Origin of the sequence: Eubacterium sp. An3 (assembly GCF_002159465.1) — a bacterium.
Lineage (GTDB): Bacteria > Bacillota > Clostridia > Lachnospirales > Lachnospiraceae > Anaerobutyricum > Anaerobutyricum stercoris.
In genome coordinates, this window is the sequence record NZ_NFIR01000001.1 from 410,070 (window position 1) to 425,413 (window position 15,344).

A 15,344-nucleotide genomic window follows, 5' to 3' on the forward strand; every position below is an offset into this window, starting at 1 on the left:
TTTCCTCATCCGGCACATACTCTCCTTATCATTTGAAAAGAACAGAAAAGGAGGGCAAATATGGAACGTCCGGTCATTTATATGCATGCGGAGCAGAGTTATTTTCTCGATCATCCGAAGGTCAGGATCAAAGATATCTGTTCCGTATACTGCAGCGACAGAAATCTGGAAAATAAAATTAATTGCATCGAAGTTTATAAATTTAAAGAGAAGGAGGATGGCAGAGCGTTCATGTCCATCCTTGTTTTGATACAGGCAATTTCGGAGATGGTTCCCGACGGAGAGATAAGAAATGTGGGGGAACAGGATATTGTTGTTTATTACCGAAATCCGGACAGGGTACCGTCGCCGTGGATACAGAGAGGGAAAATTGCTTTTATTTGTGTTACCTGTTTTCTGGGTATGGGGATAACGATTATGGGGTATAACAATGATGTGGATATGAGCAAAGTGTTTACCCAGCTTTACGAAACATTTCTGGGAACCAGACCGGCAGGGACTACCTTTATTGAGCTGTTTTATTCCATAGGACTCACCCTGGGCGTCTTTTTATTTTTCAATCACACGCCGGGCAAAAAAGTTACCAATGAACCGACGCCGATTCAGGTGCAGATGCGCCTCTACGAAAAGGATGTAAACCAGACATTCTTACTGGGAGCGTCAAGAAAAGGGGAGGAATTGGATGTCAGCAATCATAGCTAAAGGAATCCTGGTCTGGATTGCTCTGGCTGCGGGGTTTGCAACCGCAGGAGGTTTTGTGGCATTTATCAGCCTGATAGGCGTTGTGCCGCGGTTGTCCGCGGTCACAAAAACTGCATCGCATATCCCTTTGTATGAGACAAGTCTTGCTCTGGGCCTGATTTTCATGAATATTATTTCCCTGTATCCGGTGGATCTGTCCTGGATTCCCGACATTATAGCGGCGTTGATCATTAATACCGGAGGATTATTTACAGGAATTTTTGTGGGATGCCTGGCCGGAGCATTGGCGGAAGTGGTCAAGATTGTTCCTATTATATCCAGGAGGGTGAAGCTCAGAAAAGGGATCCCTTACTTTATCAAGGCGGCGGCCGTTGGGAAATGTCTGGGAAGTTTTCTGCAGTTTTATGTGTTCCGGGGATGATGGCAGGCAAAAATATTTCGTCAACTGCAGAAGCAAGGCTGAGCCAGGAATATTCCGGAAACCGGAAAATCAATTACAGTGTAAAAGGAGAACCGAGAAATGAAAAAAGAACCAACCACGCAGGAATACGCCGATCAGGTAAAAAAGATGACGCCCAGATTCAGTTCTTTCAGAAATTGCTGGCATGCGTTTGTGTCAGGCGGAGCCATCTGTGTGCTGGGGGAGATCATCCATCAGATAGCTGTCGGTCAGTTTCGTATGAGTCAGGAAAACGCATTGATCACTGTCAGCGTCAGTTTGATACTGCTGAGTGTTGTTTTGACAGGATTTCAGTGGTTTGCGCCTCTGGCAAAATGGTGCGGGGCAGGAACTTTGGTGCCAATCACCGGTTTCGCCAATTCTGTGGCCTCCCCGGCCATAGAATATCAGTCCGAAGGTCAGGTGTTTGGAATAGGAGTCAAAATATTTACCATAGCCGGGCCGGTCATTCTGTACGGTATCTTTTCAAGCTGGGTCGTGGGATTCATCTACTGGCTCTGCAAATGTGCAGGATGGCTGTAGAAACGCGCTTATGTGGGAAAATATTATCTGAATAATTTTAATGGAGAAATAAATGTAATGGGAATCTGTCTGTGGATGCTTATGAAGCTGCTGGAAAAGGAATATGAGAAAGAATCTGAAAAATGCCTGAAATCGAACCGGGCTCTCGCAGGCGGTTGACAATATATCATCTGAAAAATATAATAAAAAAAGCTGCTGACTATTTCATAAAAAATGCTGATTTTTTTAATTTTATGAAAGGATTTCTTTATCTCAATCGTATTAATAGTGAAAGGGAAAATTACAGCATCATAACGGGAGGTAGAATGAAATGAAAAAATTAGCAATTGGAATGTTTGGGGCCGCTTTATTATTTGCAGCAGGAACTGCAGTTACGTTGAGTGCTGATACGGTGCAGACAGGTACGGTGCCGCAGAGTGAGGTCAGACAGGTGACAGTACAGTCGGCGGACAGATCGTATGCAGGACGTAATAATATCTGCAGGTATGCGGGAACTTTTCGTAATTATTATAACTGCGGGGAGAATTCCCGGTATAGTAATTACCAGGATGAGGATCAGAATGGAGTCTGTGATCATTATGAGGCCGGCGGCCGGTTTGCAGGGCATGGAAAAGGTTATGGACGACATGGAGGATACAGAAGATAATAACAGGAGTTTTTTAATATGCGGAGCGAGCAAGAGGTGAATAGAGCAATCGAGCGGCATGCCGATACTGTTCGGAGGCTCTGCATGATACATTTAAAGAACTATGCGGACACCGAGGACATATTTCAGACAGTTTTTTTGAAGTATGTCCTTAGTTCTGTTTCTTTTGAAAATGAAGAACATGAGAGGGCGTGGTTCATTCGGGTGACGATCAATGCCTGCAAAGATCTGCTGAAGAATTTTTTCCGCAGTCATACGGTGTCCATGGAGGAAGTACTGGAACAGCCGGCAGAGATAGAGCAGGATCACAGAGAAGTACTTGAAGCTGTGCTTTCTCTTCCTGCCAGATACCGGGATGTGGTGTACCTTTATTATTATGAAGAATACACGGCTCCGCAGATTGGCAGGATTCTCGGCAAAAATGTAAATACTATCTATACGCTGTTAAATCGTGCGAAAAAAATACTTAGGGAAAAGCTGGGAGGTGATGCAGATGAAGAACAGGATTAAAGACGCCTTCGATGATATCCGGGCGGAAGAACAGTTAAAGGACAGAACCAGAGAATTTCTTTCCGCTAAAATGCAGAGCCAGATGCAAAAAGCACAGAATATAAAAGCGCGGAATCAGATGGAAACCGCGCAGACTATACAGGCGCGGAAACGCCGGCAATACGGAAAATGGATTGCTGCCGCCGCCAGCTTTTGTTTTATGGTCATGATTTTTTCAGGTTATCAGTTTTACTTCTCAGCTACCGCAGTGATCAGTATTGATGTGAATCCGTCTATCGAATTAAATATTAACAGATTTGACACAGTAATTTCAGTGAAAGCCTACAATGAAGACGGGCAGGATCTGGCAGAGAATCTGGATGTCAGATTTATGAAATATGGGGAGGCCGTTCAGGCTATCATGGACAGCGATGCTTTTGCCGGGTACCGTTCGGAGGATGATGTAGTGTCCGTTGCTGTGGCTGGCTATGATGCGAAACAGCAGGAAAAAATTCTTACTGATATGGAATCCTGTGCGGCAGCAGAGAAAAATATGTACTGCTACTATGCGGATGGCGATGAAATAGCAAAAGCCCATGAAGCCGGCCTTTCCTGCGGAAAGTACAGAGCGTATCTGGAGCTGCAGAAGCTGGATCCGGATGTGACAGTGGAAGAAGTCAGGGAAATGACCATGAGAGAAATCCGGGAGCGCATAGAAGAGCTGTCCCCCGATCCTGATGATTCTTCCGGGAACACAGCACAAGAAGAAGGCGCAGGACAAAGAAATGGCACAGGACAGAGAAATGGCGCAGGACAGAGCGGAAAAGGACATATGCATCGGAGACACAAAGGTGCAGAATGAACAAAAAATTGACCAGGAGTTAAAAAAATAAAATAAAAGTGGGCGTATAGTTTATTTTATTAAAAAAATGATGGAAGATAAAAATGAGCTGTTGTATAATGTAGCGTAAGAAAACAGAAAGGAAGATTATTATGGTTATTTGTGAGGCGAAGGATTATAAAGATTTAAGCAGAAAAGCGGCTAATATTATTTCTGCTCAGGTGATTATGAAACCGGACGCTGTACTTGGTCTGGCGACAGGATCCAGCCCGGAAGGAATGTATGCGCAGCTTGTGGAGTGGTACAATAAAGGAGATGTAGATTTCTCACGGATCAGGACTGTTAATCTGGATGAGTACAGAGGTCTTGCTAAAGAAAATGAACAGAGCTATGATTATTTTATGCATAAGCATTTCTTTGATAAGGTAAATATTGACGTGAATAACACGAATCTTCCGAATGGTCTGGCAGAGGATCCGGAAGAGGAATGCCGCCGTTATGACGCGTTGATTGAATCTCTGGGCGGTGTGGATCTGCAGCTTCTGGGAATGGGGCACAACGGACATATCGGATTCAATGAGCCGGGCGATTTCTTTGATAAGGGAACGCACTGCGTGGATCTGCAGCCGAGTACTATTGAGGCGAATAAGAGATTTTTCGAATCTGAAGACGATGTTCCAAAACAGGCGTACACCATGGGTATCGGAACAATAATGAAGGCAAAGAAAATCCTTGTGATTGTCAGCGGAGCAGATAAAGCAGAGATTCTTAAAAAAGCTTTATACGGACCAGTGACACCGAAGGTGCCGGCATCTATTCTGCAGATGCATCCGGATGTGACGGTGATTGCGGACAAAGCAGCGTTATCTGCCGGAGAATAAGATGATTATTAAAAATGTTAAAGTATTTACGGAAGAGAAACAGTTTATACCCGGAGCAGTCATTATCTGCGGAGATCGGATAACGAATGTGGTTCTGGACAGTCCGGTGCCGCGGGAACAGCTCCAGAGCGGGGAAGAGGTTGTGGATGGAGAAGGCTGTTATTGTTTCCCGGGCATGATTGATTTGCATTTTCATGGCTGCAAAGGCTACGACTTCTGCGACGGGACAAAGGAAGCTGTCGAGGAGATTGCCCGATATGAAGCTTCTATCGGCGTGACGGCCATTGCTCCGGCCACCATGACGCTTCCTGTGAAGGATCTGGGGCAGATTCTGGAAAACGGAGCGGCCTTCCGAAGAGAGCAGATGAAGGCGGAGCGCAGCGACAGCGTATATGTAAAAATGGCTGATCTGCTGGGTATTAATATGGAAGGACCGTTTATCAGTCCTGTAAAGAAAGGGGCGCAGGATGCCAGCTACATTATTCCGTGCAGTGTGGAGGTATGCCGGCAGTTTCTGGAGACGTCTGAGGGTCTGGTGAAGTTTATCGGGCTTGCTCCGGAGGAAGTCTCTGTGGAGCAGGCAGAGGAGTTTATAAAAGAGATGAGGGATGAGGTGTCGGTTTCCCTGGCTCATACCAACGCCGATTATGATTCGGCAAAGGCGGCCTTTGATGCGGGAGCCTGTCATCTGGTACACATGTATAACGCCATGCCGCCGTTTACCCATCGGGCGCCGGGAGTCATCGGCGCTGCGGCAGACAGCCCTCATGTGATGGCGGAGATCATCTGTGACGGCGTACACATCCATCCGTCCGCTGTCCGTGGTGCATTTGCTCTCATGGGAGAGGAACGAATGATTTTCATCAGCGACAGCATGCGCGCGGCGGGGATGCCGGACGGCATTTATACCTTAGGCGGACAGGACGTGCAGGTGCAGGGCAATCATGCGACGTTAGTTTCTGATGGCTCTTTGGCAGGATCGGTGACGACGCTTCCGGACTGTGTACGTACTGCAGTAAGGGATATGGATATTCCTCTGGAGACGGCCATTGCCTGCGCGACGATCAATCCGGCGATAAGTCTCGGAGAAGAGGCTGATTATGGTTCTCTGGCGCCGGGTAAAAAAGCGGATATCGTACTCTGGGATGAGAATCTGGAACTTAAGAAAGTCATAAAGGATGGATGTGTTATCAGATAAACAGATAAGCCAGCGGTCAGACAGAGGCAGGTAAACAGCAGGATAATACGGACAACCGGCCAGCATCCAATGGATAAGACAACACAAAAAAGAGGCTCTCATAAGAGAGCCCCTTCTTATATATTCATCGACTTGTAATTATACTTTACTATGTATTAATTATAATGCTGGGAAACAAGCATTAACAACGAATGTCATAATAAGGATTGCACATGCAGGACCGTCAATGTGGGAATCAGTACCGGAGTTAATCAGGTTTGTCTCAACGTCACAAATGATTCCGGAAATGGTACCGAAGATAACAGCCATAATAACAGCCATCCACATATTTCCTGTATTGTTATAACACTGTACTGCAGCCTCAGCAGCGATAATTACGATATGGTGGCATCCGAAGAATGGCTGACCGATCTCTGCGAAGATTAAGCCAACAGCTGCCATACCGAAGATCAATACGTGGTAAGAACCAGCAAATGTTTCGATCGGAACAACTTCAAGACCAGCGAAGTAAATACCAGCTACAACTAAGCTGTATGTAATACCGATCACGATAGTGTTTGTGAAAGCGGAACCAGCGCTTACAACTTTGTCGCCTGTTCTTAATTTGCCGCCAAAGATAAGACGAACTAAGATAGCGGAACAGAATACTGTAAATCCAGGACCGTCAGTTATAAGACGAGTGGAAATAGTTCCGGCAAACAGGTTATCAACAACTAATGCTTTGAATAAGAAGCCGATAACACCAAATACACCGCCGACTAACAGAACGTCAGGTGCGTTGTAACCTGCACATGCTGTAGCAATGTCAGCACCGTTTTCGCTGATGCCTTTTTTCTTAGCGTATGCTGCAGCAGCAACGCCGCCGGCAAATGCGATGTGCGGTCCGAAGAAAGAACCAAATGCAAAATAGTTAACAAGAATGTTGCCTGCGTCAGCAGCTCCACACATACTTGCAGCAGCACCAACAACAGCGAATACACCAGTCATGATAAATGCTGGCAGAGCACCGATGGATGCAGCAAATGCGCCACCGCCAAAAGCAGCGATCAAATTGATAATACTCATAACAATCTCCTCCTTATACATGTATGAATATGTTTGTTATCAAGCACCGTTTCCCCTTTGCTTGATGATAAGGATATTGTAACATTTGAAAGAAATTTGTAAAAACAACAAGAATTCATTATTGACACAACTAAAAGTTGTGAATGAGGGAAATATGGCATAAATACAAGACATTTTGATGAGGAACAGGGATGAAAAAATATAATATTTTATGCATTTTGACATTGCCATGCATGAAATCTTCCGTTTTTTACGGCAATCCGGCAGAAAATGTGGTATCATAGAAAAAACGAAGAACATACAAAATATATGGAGAAACGTGCTCATGAAAAAGAATTATAAAATGGTTATCTGTTATGATGGCACACGCTATTATGGCTGGGAACATCAGCCGGACAGAGACACAATACAAGGCAAATTGGAGAATGTTCTCACGCGGATGTGCGGAGAGTTTATTGATGTGATCGGCGCCGGGCGCACGGACGCCGGCGTCCACGCAAAAGCCATGACCGCCAATGCGGTGATGGATACTGATTTTTCTCCGGAGGAAATCCGGGATTATATGAACCGCTACCTGCCGGATGATATCGCCGTCAGGGAGGTTCGGGAGGCCTCCGAGCGGTTCCATGCCAGATATAAGGCGGTGGGCAAGCTTTACTGCTACACCTGCTTTGACGGGCCGGTGAAGCCCGTATTTCAGCGGAAGTATGTGACGATGCTTGATTACAGTCCGGATGTGGAGAAAATGCGCCGGGCTGCCGCATATCTGGAAGGAAAGCATGATTACAAAAGTTTCTGCGGTAATCCGAGAATGAAAAAGTCCACGGTGCGGGTGGTGGACAAGATAGAAATTGTGCGCAAAGGCGGCTTTATCTATTTCAATTTTCATGGAACTGGATTCCTGCAGAATATGGTACGTATCCTCACAGGTACGCTTCTGGAGGTGGGCAGAGGAAAAATACCGCCGGAGCGCATGCCGGAGATTCTGGAAGCCAGAGATCGTCAGACGGCAGGACCGACAGCGCCGCCGGGCGGACTCTGTCTGGTGAAGGTGGATTACTGACAAAGATTCTGCATGGCCGCATTGCCGCAGAAAAATAAAAAAATTAAAAAGAATTGTTGACAGCGGAAGATTTTTGAATAAAATAGGGTATGAAGCAACAAAATAAGCTGAAAAGAGCAAAAAGGGAGTAATTGCATGCCGTCAGGCATGTCATAGTGTTTCGTCAGTACGATTACAGGAAGTGTAATCCGGAATCTATGCGGCATTTATGTTGAATAAGACTTTTTGTGTATATTTTTTATACACAAAAAGTCTTTTTTGTTCCATGAAATATTTTTTGAAAAGTTATTTTGAAAATTTTTTGCAGAGCTATTTCAGAACATTTCTATTTCAGAACATTTCATAGAACAAAATTGTATTGCCGGGACGAAACGGACCCTTCGGGCAAAGAATCCTGCGCCCGGATGATTCATGAAAAAACAGGAGGTTGTTGGATGAAAGAAACGTACCAGATGCATCAGGATGAATTACTGAAGCAAATGAATGCGGACCGGGGAGGTCTTACCTCTCAGGAAGCAGAGAAGCGTCTGCGCGAATACGGCGAGAATGCGCTGCAGGAACAGGCAAGAAAAAAAGGTTATCAGGTATTTCTGGAGCAGTTTGCTGATTTCCTCGTGATTATTCTGCTGGTTGCCGCAGTGATTTCCCTGATATCGGGCAATGTGGAGAGTACCGTTGTTATCTTTGCCGTTGTTATCTTGAACGCGGTTCTGGGAACGGTGCAATATTTGAAGGCAGAAAAGTCACTGGCTGCATTGAAGGAGCTTTCCTCTCCTCACGCCAAAGTGCTGCGTGATGGAAAAACTATGGAAGTACCTTCGGCAGAAGTTGTCCCGGGAGATATCCTTCTTCTGGAAGCCGGCGATATGACGGCGGCGGACGGAAGAATCCTTCACAGCTATTCCCTGCAGGTCAATGAAAGCGCCCTGACGGGTGAATCTGCCAGCGTGGATAAGATCGACGGCGATATCGAAGGGGAAGCCGTTCTGGCAGACCGGCTGAACATGGTTTATTCCGGTACCCTTGTTACTTACGGACGTGCGGAAGTGCTTGTCACCGGCACGGGAATGAATACGGAGATTGGTAAGATCGCCGGCCTGATGAATGCGACAAAAGAGAAAAAGACGCCGCTGCAGGTCAGCCTCGATCAGTTCAGCAAAAAGCTTGCCATGGTCATCATGGTGATCTGTGTGATCGTATTTTTCCTGAGTATGTACAGAGATATGCCTATTCTCGACTCTCTTCTTTTCGCTGTGGCTCTGGCCGTTGCGGCAATTCCGGAGGCCCTTGGTTCCATTGTTACGATCGTACAGGCCATGGGAACAGGAAAAATGGCGGCAGAAAACGCCATTATGAAAGAGTTAAAAGCGGTAGAAAGTCTGGGAAGTGTTTCTGTTATCTGTTCAGATAAGACAGGAACCCTCACACAGAATAAGATGACGGTTACAGAAGTGTACACCGGTGGAAAGTGCATGAAGCCGGAAGAGATGGATATCAGGCTTTCCCTGCATCGGTATTTCCTGTATACTGCAGTTTTGAATAACGATTCCTCCAATCATGATGGTAAGGAGATCGGTGATCCGACTGAGTACAGCCTGCTTGTGATGGCGAGAAAAGCCGGACTTGATGATGCGCATATTACGGAAGAGGATATCCGGAGCATGATGCCGCGAATGGAAGAGATTCCATTTGATTCCGACAGAAAGCTTATGAGTACCAAATACCGCATTCACGGTATTCCGACGATCCTCACCAAGGGAGCTGTGGATGTGCTTCTGGACAGAACCCGTTATATCATGATAGAGAACGAAGTACGGGAAATGACAGAAGAAGATAAAAATGATATTTTGAAACAAAACCAGCATTTCTCTGAAAATGGTCTGCGTGTTCTGGCTTTTGCTATTAAAGAAGTAGAGGAGGACGATACGCTTTCCCTTGATGATGAGAATGATTTTACCTTCGTAGGTCTGACAGCCATGATGGATCCGCCGAGAGAAGAATCCAAAAAGGCTGTGGCGGATGCGGAGAGAGCCGGAATCAGGACCGTGATGATTACCGGAGACCACAAAGTAACTGCGGCAGCTATTGCCAAACAGATTGGTATTTTCCATGAAGGCGATGTGGCTCTCACAGGACAGGAAGTGGACGCTCTGTCCGACAATGAACTTGACAATGTGCTTGAGAAAGTATCCGTATACGCCCGTGTATCACCGGAAAATAAGATCCGTATCGTCGATGCATGGCAGCGTAAAGGAAGAATCACGGCCATGACCGGAGACGGCGTCAACGACGCACCGGCTCTTAAGAAGGCTGACATCGGTGTGGCCATGGGTATCACGGGAACGGAGGTTTCCAAAGATGCGGCGGCAATGATCCTTGCCGATGATAATTTTGCGACTATCATTAAAGCGGTTTCCTTCGGCAGAAATGTATACCGCAATATCCGGAACGCTATCCAGTTCCTGCTGTCCGGTAACATGGCCGGAATCCTCGTAGTATTATATTGTTCCCTGATGGGACTGCCTACGCCGCTGGCTCCGGTACATCTGCTTTTTATCAATCTGCTTACGGACTCCCTGCCGGCACTGGCAATCGGTATGGAGCCGGTGGACGAGAGTCTGTTGAATGAACCGCCGAGAGATCCGAATGAGGGAATTCTCAATAAAGAGTTTATGCTGAAGCTTGGATATTACGGTCTGTTGATCGCCATTGCAACTCTGACGGCTTTCCATACCGGAATGAAGACGGACACCGCCACAGCAATGACCATGGCGTTTGCCACTTTAACACTGGCTCGTCTGTTCCACGGATTCAACTGCCGCGGAAAAGAGTCCATCTTCAAGATTGGTCTGACCACCAACAAATGGACCATCGCTGCATTTTTCGCAGGCGTGGTACTCCTTGCTATCGTACTTTTCGTACCGGTAATGGAGCGCTTATTTGAGGTGGCTGCGCTGACTACGGCACAGATTGGACTTGTCTGTCTGCTGGCTGTGGCTCCTACCATTGTGATCCAGCTTGTAAAAGTGATCATCGGCGCGGTAAAAAAATAAATAAAACAATATTTGTGTATTAGATAAATATTTGTGGATTAGATAAAAACTGTCAGCGACTGACCAGCCGCCGGCAGTTTTTTTATGGGTATATTTTTTCTGAAAATGTAAATCCTATCTTCCAGAGGATTTATTTGAAGAAAGAGGTGATGCCGTTCATGAACCAGATGGCAGGAAAACAAAGCATTCGTTTTGACAGGCCGGTCGAGATCATCAGCCATGCCTGTGCGGCCGGACAAAAAGAAGGAGAAGGACCTCTGGGAAAATACATGGATTTGATCGTGGATGATCCGCTTTTTGGACAGGATAACTGGGAGGAGAGCGAGAGTCAGTTTGTCCGTGCCGCCTGTGAAATTGCTCTGAAAAAGGGCGGGAAGAGGAAAGAAGATGTGAGAATCGCTTTCTGCGGAGATTTGCTGGGACAGCTCATTGCATCCTCATTTGGTATTAAGGAGCTGAATATCCCATATTACGGAGTGTACGGAGCCTGCTCCAGTGCAGGTGTGACGCTTTCTATAGCTGCCATGGCAGTAAACGGAGGATTTGCGGATCTGGCGCTGGCTGCATGTTCCAGTCATTTTGGAAGCGCGGAAAAGGAATTTCGGTTTCCGCTGGGATATGGAAATCAGCGCCCATACAGTTCCACGTGGACGGTGACGGGAGCAGGAGCTTTTTTGTTGAGCGGTTCTTCAGATACCTGTGAGATGAATCAAAAGGCAGGCGCGCGGTCAGCAGCAGAAAAGAAGGTCGTGATCCGTGGCGTCACCACAGGGAAGATCAAAGATTATGGCGTACAGGATCCTTTTAATATGGGAGCGTGTATGGCTCCTGCAGCTGCTGACACTATTTATCAGAGTCTGGAGGATTTTCAGATGAGAGCAGCCGACTTTGATGCCGTTATAACGGGAGATCTGGGAGCCGTGGGGCAGAAGCTGTTGTTTTCTCTGTTGAAGGACAATCATATGGATATTACGGCCAATCATATGGACTGCGGGATGCAGATTTACGATGAGCAGCAGGATACCCATGCAGGCGGTTCCGGATGCGCCTGCTCCGCAGTGGTTTTGTCCAGTATGATTTTGCCGAGGCTCGTGTCAGGAGACTGGAAAAGAGTTCTTTTCGTGCCTACGGGAGCACTTTTATCACAGGTATCTTCCAATGAGGGCAGAAGTATCCCGGCCATTGCTCACGGGGTTTGGCTGGAGCATGCGTGAAATTACACAAAATAAAAAGGAGCAGACATGGTTTATTTTAAAGCATTTATCGTGGGAGGTCTTATCTGTACACTGGTACAGATTTTTCTGGATCATACCAGGCTGATGCCGGGACGGGTGCTGGTACTGCTGGTGATTGCCGGCGTAATTCTCGGTGCTGTGGGCATTTATGAGCCGCTGCAGCAGTGGGCAGGCTGCGGAGCCAGCGTCCCCCTGTCAGGCTTTGGGTATAATCTTTCAAAAGGAGTGATGGAAGCGGTCAATGATGAGGGATTCATCGGCCTTTTTAAAGGAGGATTTAAAGCCGCTGCGGCAGGAACCAGCGCAGCGCTGGTGTTTTCCTATCTGGCAGCGCTGATATTTAAGCCGAAAATGAAAAAATAGAGGTAACTATCCCTTACAGAGTAAAATAGCTTATGCAAATAAACTTGCATAAGCTATTTTACTCTGTAAACAAATGGCTGAATAGTTACCGGAACATATTTAATATGGAGTTTGCCAGATCTCCCAGTCCGGGGGATCTCTGTCCGGAGGAAGAACCTCCGGAAGAGTCTTCGGAGAGTATGCCTCCGGGCAGCGTGTTGTCCGGAATAACAGGCAGAAGCTGTTGCTGCTGGCGCTGCAGATCCTGTTCTTCTTTCCATCGACGGGTGTGGATATTGCAGCGGTAATTGTCGATGCTGAAATTCAGGCAGTATGGGGTGTCCTCTGTGACGCCCGCAGAGCCGTCCGGACGTATCCGGAAGACGCGCTGGTACAGCAGATCATCAGGACAGAAACGCCTGGATACCCGGTTGGATTCGGAACAGAAAGTGACTACGATATGATTTTCGCAGCTTTCCGTCGGCTCCGTACCGGCCTCGAAGTATTCAACACGTTCCATGTTTTTCTCCGGATCATTTGAACAAACGCCGCTCACAGGAAGCTTTCCTGATTTAGCGCAGATGGTAGCAGTACGTATATCTTCACAGGCGTCGAAATCGCGAACCTCCTGCTGCTGGGTCTCGATAATCTGATCCATGATCTTTGCCCAGATCTGTTCATGGTATTTGTTGTCATTGTCAAATGAAGTGTTATAGTCGTATCCGGTCCAGATGGAAGCGGTATAGTATGGCGTATAGCCGCAGAACCAGAAATCATAGTCGTTGGAGGTTGTTCCTGTTTTTCCGGCAACTGCCATGTCGGAGTTCAGCTGAGCTGCCACTCCGGTTCCCTCGGATACCACGTCCTTCATGGCATCTGTCAGCAGCCAGGAAGTGGTCGCTTTCATAACCTGTTTCGGTGAGGATTCATTTTCAAGGAGAACGTTGCCGTGGCTGTTCTCCACAGTAGTATAGAGAATTGGTTCATTATAATATCCGTGGTTGGCAATGGCTGCGTAAGCAGCGGTCAGCTCTACATTTGTAACGCCGTCAGTGATGCCTCCCAGAGAAAGTGCCTGGTTTACATCGCTTTCCGTGCTGCCGTTGGAAGTCTGACGGTTATTGACCAGGGTGGTAAATCCGAGCTTCAGCAGAAAATCATAACCTACCTGCGGTGTAAGCTGTGTCAGAGCTTTGACAGCAACAATATTGTTGGAGTCGATGATGGCATCCCGTATCGTGATGAGGCCCCGGTATTCATCAGGATTATAATTCGTCACCCTGTCGCCGTTTTCGTAGGTATATGGAGCGTCGTCAAATACCGTGGCAAGGGTCATGCCTCCGGTATCGAGAGCCGGCGCATAGGTGGACAAAATCTTGAATGTGGAACCCGGCTGTCTTGTAAATGCCGTGGCACGGTTTAAGGCCAGATCATCTTTCTTTTCGCCGCGTCCTCCCACAAGAACCTTTACCTGCCCTGTACTTTGGTCAATGAGCGAGAAAGAAACCTGCGGCTGCAGGGTGGAACGGATATTCTCCGTGAGAACTTCATCCCCGTCGGCAAGAGTATTCTTCTTGAACTTGCGAATGTCCTTGCGCATGGCCTTTTTGGTAGGATAAATGGTTCGGTAGTCGCTGTCTCCCGCATTGCGGAAATAGTCCCGGATATCCCGCTCTGTGTAAGTGATGGATTCTCCGTTTTCCTTTGTGACATGCAGATCATATTCCAGAGAATAATCGGTATCCACCGGATAATTGCTCTTATCATTGATGACGGTATCCGCGATATCCTGCATTTGAGAGGATTGCGTGGAATGAATCCGCAGGCCTCCCCGGTATACCAGATTGTATGCCTGTGACTGGGTGTAGCCGTACTCGCTCTGCAGGTCCTCCACGATCTGTGTGATCAGAGCGTCAGTAAAATAAGAGTATACAGAGCGCTGGGTGGAATTGGCCTGTGTTTTTGAGATGCGGGAATACACATCGTCTGACAGAGCCTCCTCATATTCTTCGTTGGAAATGTAATTCAGTTCATACATTTTCTTAAGAACAATGTCACGCCGCTCCTTATTATCCTCCGGGTGATCAATGGGATTCAAACGAGTCGGATTTTTGGTGATGCTGGCAAGTACCGCACATTCCGACAGTGTGAGCTGGTCAACGGATTTATCAAAATAATAATTGGCGGCAGATTCCACGCCGAGAGTTCCCTTCCCCAGATTGATAGTATTGAGATAATCGGTGAGGATTTCTTCTTTGGAAGTATTTTTTTCCACCTGGATGGCAAGGTACTGCTCCTGGATCTTTCGTTTGATTTTTGCCAGGAAATTACTCTCGTCCCAGACCTCAAACACATTGTTTTTGATGAGCTGCTGAGTAATAGTGCTGGCCCCCTGAGTGGCGCCGCCATTGCGCAGCGCAGTGAAACCTGCACGGATGATTCCCTTTAAATCCACGCCGTTGTGTTCGTAAAAACGCTCATCTTCTATGGCGATGAAGGCGTTTCTCAGATTGGCGGGAATCTGATCATAATCCACAATGATGCGGTTGGAAGAATAGTCGCTTAAAACTTCAGTTTTTCCGCCGCTGTCATCATAAATAATCGTTGCAGAGTATTTTGGCTTCAGGTTATAGTCGGTGGGAGTGGTCTCGATCATCCCCTGTACAGAACCCAACGCCAGTCCGCAGCCCCCGGCGATAACCACCAGGAGAAGCAGAAGAAATACTTTAAACAGTAGGGTGGAAAGAAAACTGTGAATTCTCTTTTTCCTGGAATGGAGCTGCTTTCTTCTCTTTTGGATAGATGTTTTGTCGTAACGCATAAAAAGTTCCTTTAAGAGAATGATCC

General features: G+C 46.9%; 14 protein-coding genes. 12 read left to right on the forward strand and 2 right to left on the reverse strand.

The window, feature by feature from the left end; translation table 11 throughout:
* The first annotated feature begins 60 nt into the window (after positions 1–60).
* The 8 genes from B5F87_RS01940 to nagA all read left to right on the forward strand — a co-directional run bounded on the left by B5F87_RS01940 (position 61) and on the right by nagA (position 5,739).
* A complete protein-coding gene (locus tag B5F87_RS01940; protein WP_087275882.1) occupies positions 61–702 on the forward strand; it encodes a stage V sporulation protein AA in 642 nt (213 codons plus the stop codon).
* Positions 683–1,123, forward strand: coding sequence for a stage V sporulation protein AB (locus tag B5F87_RS01945; RefSeq protein WP_087275885.1), 441 nt, complete (start codon positions 683–685; stop codon positions 1,121–1,123). Before B5F87_RS01940 ends, B5F87_RS01945 begins: the two co-directional genes overlap by 20 nt.
* A 99-nt stretch (positions 1,124–1,222) precedes the next feature.
* Positions 1,223–1,684: a SpoVA/SpoVAEb family sporulation membrane protein gene (locus tag B5F87_RS01950; protein WP_087275889.1), complete on the forward strand. Its 462-nt coding sequence runs from the start codon at positions 1,223–1,225 to the stop codon at positions 1,682–1,684.
* A gap of 310 nt (positions 1,685–1,994) precedes the next feature.
* Positions 1,995–2,330, forward strand: a complete 336-nt coding sequence (locus B5F87_RS01955; protein WP_087275892.1) for a hypothetical protein — start codon at positions 1,995–1,997, stop codon at positions 2,328–2,330.
* An 18-nt stretch (positions 2,331–2,348) separates the two neighbouring features.
* Positions 2,349–2,840 (forward strand): sigma-70 family RNA polymerase sigma factor, encoded by a 492-nt coding sequence (locus B5F87_RS01960; protein WP_087275895.1) that lies wholly within the window; start codon positions 2,349–2,351, stop codon positions 2,838–2,840.
* Entirely contained in the window at positions 2,824–3,681 is an 858-nt protein-coding gene (locus B5F87_RS01965; RefSeq protein ID WP_087275898.1) for a hypothetical protein, read from the forward strand. Before B5F87_RS01960 ends, B5F87_RS01965 begins: the two co-directional genes overlap by 17 nt.
* A 131-nt stretch (positions 3,682–3,812) precedes the next feature.
* Positions 3,813–4,541: a glucosamine-6-phosphate deaminase gene (gene nagB, locus B5F87_RS01970; protein ID WP_087275901.1), complete on the forward strand. Its 729-nt coding sequence runs from the start codon at positions 3,813–3,815 to the stop codon at positions 4,539–4,541.
* 1 nt (position 4,542) lies between these two features.
* Positions 4,543–5,739, forward strand: coding sequence for an N-acetylglucosamine-6-phosphate deacetylase (gene nagA / locus B5F87_RS01975; protein ID WP_087275904.1), 1,197 nt, complete (start codon positions 4,543–4,545; stop codon positions 5,737–5,739).
* A gap of 159 nt (positions 5,740–5,898) precedes the next feature.
* On the opposite strand, the gene B5F87_RS01980 is transcribed toward nagA, so the two are convergent.
* Positions 5,899–6,804 carry a hypothetical protein gene (locus B5F87_RS01980; protein WP_087275907.1) on the reverse strand — a complete coding sequence of 302 codons (906 nt, stop codon included), beginning with the start codon at positions 6,802–6,804 and terminating at the stop codon, positions 5,899–5,901.
* Positions 6,805–7,129: 325 nt separating this feature from the next.
* Here B5F87_RS01980 and truA point away from each other — a divergent pair, with 325 nt between their 5' ends.
* The 4 genes from truA (at position 7,130) to spoVAE (ending at position 12,518) form a co-directional block, all read left to right on the forward strand.
* Positions 7,130–7,867, forward strand: a complete 738-nt coding sequence (truA, locus tag B5F87_RS01985; protein WP_087275910.1) for a tRNA pseudouridine(38-40) synthase TruA — start codon at positions 7,130–7,132, stop codon at positions 7,865–7,867.
* 434 nt (positions 7,868–8,301) lie between these two features.
* Positions 8,302–10,920 carry a cation-translocating P-type ATPase gene (locus tag B5F87_RS01990; protein ID WP_087275912.1) on the forward strand — a complete coding sequence of 873 codons (2,619 nt, stop codon included), beginning with the start codon at positions 8,302–8,304 and terminating at the stop codon, positions 10,918–10,920.
* Positions 10,921–11,054: 134 nt separating this feature from the next.
* On the forward strand, positions 11,055–12,134 hold the full coding sequence (locus B5F87_RS01995) for a stage V sporulation protein AD (RefSeq protein ID WP_343215709.1): 1,080 nt from the start codon (positions 11,055–11,057) through the stop codon (positions 12,132–12,134).
* Between the two features lie 27 nt (positions 12,135–12,161).
* Positions 12,162–12,518, forward strand: a complete 357-nt coding sequence (gene spoVAE, locus B5F87_RS02000; protein ID WP_087275914.1) for a stage V sporulation protein AE — start codon at positions 12,162–12,164, stop codon at positions 12,516–12,518.
* 85 nt (positions 12,519–12,603) lie between these two features.
* Here spoVAE and B5F87_RS02005 read toward each other — a convergent pair whose 3' ends face one another.
* Positions 12,604–15,318, reverse strand: a complete 2,715-nt coding sequence (locus B5F87_RS02005; protein WP_087275917.1) for a PBP1A family penicillin-binding protein — start codon at positions 15,316–15,318, stop codon at positions 12,604–12,606.
* Positions 15,319–15,344: the final 26 nt, after the last annotated feature.

What these genes read in the sequence shown, in the direction of transcription:
- truA (WP_087275910.1), top strand. Translation starts at nt 7,130, where the DNA reads ATGAAAAAGAATTATAAAATGGTTATCTGTTATGATGGCACACGCTAT.
- B5F87_RS01990 (WP_087275912.1), top strand. Translation starts at nt 8,302, where the DNA reads ATGAAAGAAACGTACCAGATGCATCAGGATGAATTACTGAAGCAAATG.
- B5F87_RS02005 (WP_087275917.1), bottom strand. Translation starts at nt 15,318, where the DNA reads ATGCGTTACGACAAAACATCTATCCAAAAGAGAAGAAAGCAGCTCCAT.
- B5F87_RS01950 (WP_087275889.1), top strand. Translation starts at nt 1,223, where the DNA reads ATGAAAAAAGAACCAACCACGCAGGAATACGCCGATCAGGTAAAAAAG.
- B5F87_RS01980 (WP_087275907.1), bottom strand. Translation starts at nt 6,804, where the DNA reads ATGAGTATTATCAATTTGATCGCTGCTTTTGGCGGTGGCGCATTTGCT.
- nagA (WP_087275904.1), top strand. Translation starts at nt 4,543, where the DNA reads ATGATTATTAAAAATGTTAAAGTATTTACGGAAGAGAAACAGTTTATA.
- B5F87_RS01945 (WP_087275885.1), top strand. Translation starts at nt 683, where the DNA reads ATGTCAGCAATCATAGCTAAAGGAATCCTGGTCTGGATTGCTCTGGCT.
- B5F87_RS01965 (WP_087275898.1), top strand. Translation starts at nt 2,824, where the DNA reads ATGAAGAACAGGATTAAAGACGCCTTCGATGATATCCGGGCGGAAGAA.
- B5F87_RS01960 (WP_087275895.1), top strand. Translation starts at nt 2,349, where the DNA reads ATGCGGAGCGAGCAAGAGGTGAATAGAGCAATCGAGCGGCATGCCGAT.
- B5F87_RS01940 (WP_087275882.1), top strand. Translation starts at nt 61, where the DNA reads ATGGAACGTCCGGTCATTTATATGCATGCGGAGCAGAGTTATTTTCTC.
- spoVAE (WP_087275914.1), top strand. Translation starts at nt 12,162, where the DNA reads ATGGTTTATTTTAAAGCATTTATCGTGGGAGGTCTTATCTGTACACTG.
- nagB (WP_087275901.1), top strand. Translation starts at nt 3,813, where the DNA reads ATGGTTATTTGTGAGGCGAAGGATTATAAAGATTTAAGCAGAAAAGCG.
- B5F87_RS01955 (WP_087275892.1), top strand. Translation starts at nt 1,995, where the DNA reads ATGAAAAAATTAGCAATTGGAATGTTTGGGGCCGCTTTATTATTTGCA.